At 28.8% G+C, this 4379-nt stretch carries 3 protein-coding genes; all 3 read left to right on the top strand.

Translation table 11 applies throughout. From position 1 onward, the window contains the following. The first annotated feature begins 429 nt into the window (after positions 1 to 429). The 3 genes from Q4566_RS16920 (at position 430) to Q4566_RS16910 (ending at position 4101) form a co-directional block, all read left to right on the top strand. Positions 430 to 1131 (top strand): hypothetical protein, encoded by a 702-nt coding sequence (locus tag Q4566_RS16920; protein WP_303423749.1) that lies wholly within the window; start codon positions 430 to 432, stop codon positions 1129 to 1131. A gap of 254 nt (positions 1132 to 1385) precedes the next feature. Continuing rightward, entirely contained in the window at positions 1386 to 2831 is a 1446-nt protein-coding gene (locus Q4566_RS16915; RefSeq protein ID WP_303423747.1) for an alpha/beta fold hydrolase, read from the top strand. A gap of 316 nt (positions 2832 to 3147) precedes the next feature. Further along, the gene (locus tag Q4566_RS16910; RefSeq protein WP_303423745.1) at positions 3148 to 4101 is read left to right on the top strand and encodes a hypothetical protein; all 954 of its coding nucleotides are present in this window, start codon (positions 3148 to 3150) and stop codon (positions 4099 to 4101) included. The last annotated feature ends 278 nt before the right edge of the window (positions 4102 to 4379 follow it).

Here is a 4379-nt window from a genome sequence, read left to right as displayed (position 1 = left end):
TAAAACACCTGAAATGGTATATAAATTAACAGCTTAATTTCAATTTTAACCTGTAGCCATATTTCAGGACGAGACATAAAAAAATATAATGCAAAAATCACAGCGATATGAAAAAGCATCGAAACTAATTTTGGTTTCGGTTCTTTTCGGTTTTATTACATTAATCTTTACAAATATTGCTTTCGGCAGAACAATTACTCAACAATTAAGTAATATACTTGCGCTAATTATAACGGTAATTTTAGCAACTATATTACTAAAAAAACAGTATAATTGGTTAAGAATTTTAATGCTAATATTTTTCTTTATTTCTATTCCTCTAACCCTACTTTCTATGGTAAAAGCCTATAAGATTTCAGGAATACTATTTCAATTACTTTTAATCCAATTTCTATTTACATTTTTGGGTGTTAAAAAAATATTAAGGAAATGAAATATTTATATGACCATATTGTAGAAACTATAAGTGACTCAAAAATTCATTTAATAGACCCTGAACAAATAGATTCAGTAAAAGATTATAATAACTTCCTAAACGACCTTCTTTCTATTATAGGTGTTCAAATTAAAGATTTTCAAGGATTTGAAGGAGAAACCAGATTAATAAAATTTAAAATAAACACATCAGAATTATCCATTTTTGTAAATGGAAATAGCGATTATGTTGACCATATACCCATCTTAAAAGAAATAAACAAAAAGCTAAGTGAAGGTTCTTTTTATTCATTTTGGAGTGGAGATTTTGGTCAAGAATTAGGTTTTTTTTATACCGAAGACCCCGAAATTATTGACCAATTAACTGCTCACATAAAAAAAGACAAAAATATTGGTCAAATAGACGGAATAGAAATTAGAGATGAAGAAAAACCAGTGGGAATTTGGCAGAATGAGATAAAATCAAAAAAAGAAAATAAAGATATTCTCAAAATAGTTAAAAAACATATAAGAAATAATGCAGAAAAAAAATATTCTAGGCTTGATTACATTATTTTAATAGTTTCATTTCTTTTAATATTATTTGGGACTTTTATAGAGGTAATAATTCCTAGCTTGAATTTTAATCTATTTACTGGAGCAATAAGGGGATTAATAATTGGATTTGGAATGTACAAAATTAACAAGCATATATAAACGTTTGCTAACACAACCTATAATCAATACGGGCTTCGGGCTTAATCGAAAGGTTTGTATATTTTTTGAAGTCCGCAAAATCTTTGGGATTTTGCTTTAAACAAGGAAAAGAAAAAACAAAACAAAAAGATTTTGCTATGTGCGTGGCGGAAAGCAAACGCTAGTTTGCTCCCGAACTGTTCATAGCTAAACCGTTAGCCACAATTTAAAGTAACATTCGGGCTTTACAATCGTCATTAGAATAAACAATCAAAATGTCAAAAAAAACTATTTTAAAACTATCAATAGCATTAATTCTGTTATTCAATCAAAATCTTATTTTAAGTCAACAACTTGAAATTGAACCTTACGAGTTCATAACAGCTTCAAATGATACTGTTCAGGCAGAAAGAGGAACATTTATGGTAAAGGAAAATAGAGAAAAATCCTCTTCCGATTCTATTCAATTATCTTTTATAAGATTTAAAAGTACAAATCCGAATCCATCAAATCCAATTGTCTATTTATCTGGTGGACCAGGAGGTTCTGGCTCGGAAACCGCCAAATATGAACGATTTGAACTGTTTATGAAATTGCGTGAAGTTGCAGATGTAATCGCATTTGACCAAAGAGGAACTGGAATGTCCGACAAATTAATTGATTGTCCAATTAAACTCAACATTCCAATATCCGAACCTTTAACAAAAGATGATTATTTAAAAATTACTACTGACAATTTGAAAAAATGTAAATCTTTTTGGGAATCTGAAAAAGTTGATTTATCTGCTTACAACACAACAGAAAGTGCAAAAGATTTAGATGCATTAAGAAAAGTACTTGATGTGAATAAAATATCGCTTTGGGGTATTAGCTATGGTTCACATTTGGGTTTTGAATACATAAGGCTTTTTGAAGAAAATATTAAAAAAATGGTTTTGGCAAGTTTAGAAAGTCCTGATGAAACTTTAAGGCTACCATCGAAAACAGATGCCTTTTTAAACGAAATATGCGAGCGTGCAAAAGATAATTACGGAATGAGTCCCAAATATCCTGATTTAAAAAACAAGATAATTGAAGTCCACAGAAGACTCAAAGAAAAACCTGTCATTGTCGACATAGAAGATGACAAAGGAAAAAAAATAAAAGTAGGAATATCTGACTTTGAGTTACAAATTGCAATCACAGCAATTTATTTAAGAGACCCTTCTATATCAAATAAAATCCCAAAATTATATTTAGAATTATATAATGGTAATTTTTCTGAAATCGCACCAATGGTAAAACTTATAAAACAATCAATTTCAGAACCTGAAAACCCAATGTCTTTTGCAATGGATATGCATAGCGGTGCGTCCGATGCAAGAAAAAAAGAAATCAGAAAAGAGTTGAAAAATTCATTACTTGGAGATGGCATCAACTATTTGATGTTGGATTGGATTGATGAACTTAATTATTTTCATCTTCCCGAAGAATTCAGAAAACTTAAAGAAAACAATGTTAACGCTTTACTTTTGAGTGGAAAAATGGATGGTCGGACATATCTTTCTTCGGCTGTTGAAATTGCCAAATCGTTTAAAAACGGACAGCATATTATAATTGATAATGCAGGACATAATCTATATATGTTATCACCAGTAATTGGATATTTAGTACTTGAATTTTTTAAAGGAAAGGAATTAAATGTTAGCGAAATAAAATTGAAACCTGTAACATTTGAGTAAAAAACTGTGGCTAACAACGTATATAAAAAATAGCGCGAGTAGTTGCTAACACAAAGGTTCGGGCATTTTTAGGAAGTCGCCAAATTTTTAAATTTGACAAATTCCCGAAAATAAAATAATTAGTAAATTTTAAAAATTCGGCTTGTGTTTAATCCGAATAATTATCGCTTATTTTCAGCGCTACTTTTCATATACAAGACCGTTGGCTACAATTAAGCACATCAGAAATCTATTAATTCCTAAAGCTAACGGACGGAATTTTGAAGGTATTTTAAGAACAAATTTTTACCGTTAGTCGAGATTAAAACCCCAAAAAATGAAAGTGAAATTTAATTTATTATTAATATTAGTACTTATTTCTCAATTTACATATTCACAGAAATCTGATATGTCAAAGGAGCAAAAAGATTTTATGTACTCGATGAAATTTGAAATGACGAAAGATTTATTTAGAAAACCTGAATATGATTTCAAAAGTCAAAAGATAGACATCGATAAAAAATATTTAAAGTCAAATAAAACAAAGGAGTCAATTATTACCAGCATTGAATATTTCGAAAAAAACGCTAAACTTGAAATAAAAAATGAGGGAAATAAAAAGATTGAAATACAGTCAGATTTTCCTGATAATTTCATCCCAGAAAAACATGGGGTTATTTCTATAGAAATTGAAGAAAGTAAATTATTTGGAAATAACAATACCCAATTAGAACCTTCAAAATCAGGGTCGACCTCATTTGGATTACATGTTTTTCATTCTAATCAATTGAGTTTTAATTCAAAATTTGATGAAAATCTAACAGGAGAAGTTTTTTATAGTGTAAAATTTATTACTGATTATTCTACCAAAAGAGTTTCAAAAAAAGATATCGGAAAAACTGTTAAATTAAATGAAAGCGAATATCAACTTATTGACATTTTTGAAAACAAAATAGTTCTAAAACCAAATTTGGATGAAAAGCTAACAATAAACGACATAAAAGTTAAATGTATAAATCTTGATAGTACAGATGAAATGGAATTAGTTTCCAAAACTGATCCTTCTTGGATTACGTCTAGTCTGATTGACGAAAATATATACCAATTATTTAAAGAAAATAAAGATTTGACTATTGAAACTTATAAAAACAAGTATTCATTAGAGGTGTTAATGGATAAAAGTTTATCAGGAAAATATTTTATTTTGGAAGTAGCTGCCCCTATTAAAAATGATATAATTTTATATGAACCAATTTATGGAGTTAACAAAATTATAAAAGTAAAACTGTAGCCAACAATGCCTATACTTAATACGGGTTTGGTGATTAATTCAAAAGCTAGTCTGTATTTGCAAAGTCCGCCAAATCTTTTGATTTGGCTTTATTACTAAAAAAGATAAAACAAAATAAAAAGATTTGGCTAAGTGTTTAAACGGAAATTATTTACTTTTAAATCCCGTACTAAGCATAGCCGAGACCGTTGTATGCCATTTTGACCCGTCCTGAATAAAGGCTACATAATTTTAAACATTATGTACAAAAATGACAAAGTAATCAGACGGTATTCAGA

Origin of the sequence: Tamlana sp. 2_MG-2023, from assembly GCF_030548465.1 — a bacterium.
Taxonomy (GTDB): Bacteria; Bacteroidota; Bacteroidia; order Flavobacteriales; family Flavobacteriaceae; genus Pseudotamlana.
This window is presented reverse-complemented; position numbering and strand designations above follow the sequence as displayed.

What these genes read in the sequence shown, in the direction of transcription:
- Q4566_RS16920 (WP_303423749.1), top strand. Translation starts at nt 430, where the DNA reads ATGAAATATTTATATGACCATATTGTAGAAACTATAAGTGACTCAAAA.
- Q4566_RS16910 (WP_303423745.1), top strand. Translation starts at nt 3,148, where the DNA reads ATGAAAGTGAAATTTAATTTATTATTAATATTAGTACTTATTTCTCAA.
- Q4566_RS16915 (WP_303423747.1), top strand. Translation starts at nt 1,386, where the DNA reads ATGTCAAAAAAAACTATTTTAAAACTATCAATAGCATTAATTCTGTTA.